This is a genomic window from Streptomyces sp. NRRL S-495 (assembly GCF_000966955.1).
In the GTDB taxonomy this organism is placed as follows: domain Bacteria; phylum Actinomycetota; class Actinomycetes; order Streptomycetales; family Streptomycetaceae; genus Kitasatospora; species Kitasatospora purpeofusca.
The window spans coordinates 1-603 of the sequence record NZ_JZWY01001261.1; the positions used below are offsets into that span (position 1 = coordinate 1).

The following is a 603-nucleotide window of genomic DNA, read 5'->3' on the forward strand; positions in this document are numbered from 1 at the left end:
CCACGCGTTCCACTCCGCCCGGATGGACGGAATGCTCGACGCGTTCCGGGACGTGGCCGAGTCGCTGACCTACCACGCGCCCGGCATCGGGATCGTCTCCAACCTGACCGGGCGTACGGCCACCGCCGCAGAACTCCGCTCCCCCGACCACTGGGTACGCCACGTCCGGGGCACCGTGCGCTTCCTGGAAGGGGCCCGCCGGCTGCGGGCCGAGGGTACGACGACGTACCTCGAAATCGGACCGGGCGGTGTGCTGTCGGGCATGCTCCACGCCTGTCTCCCCGACCCCGACCCCACCTCCGACCCCACCTCCGACTCCAGCTCCGGCCCGGGCGGCGCCGGGACGGTGCCGCTGCTGCGCGACGGCCGGGGCGAGTCGGACGCGGTTCGCACCGCACTCGCCTCGCTGCACCTGCGCGGCGTGGCGGTGGACTGGTCGGCGGGTTGGAGCGGCACCGACGTGCGGCGGGTCGACCTGCCCACCTACGCCTTCCAGCGCAGGCGTTTCTGGCCGGAAGCCGCACTGGACCCGGCCCCCGCCGCCTGGCGCTCCCGCCGGGGGACCGCCGTCCCCGCGGTCCCCGTCGGCCCTCAGCGCTACCG

1 pseudogene is annotated in these 603 nt (G+C 75.3%); it reads left to right on the plus strand.

The annotated features are described in order from the left end of the window. Positions 1-22: 22 nt before the first annotated feature. A pseudogene (locus VR45_RS41020) lies at positions 23-603 on the plus strand (hypothetical protein); the annotation flags it as partial.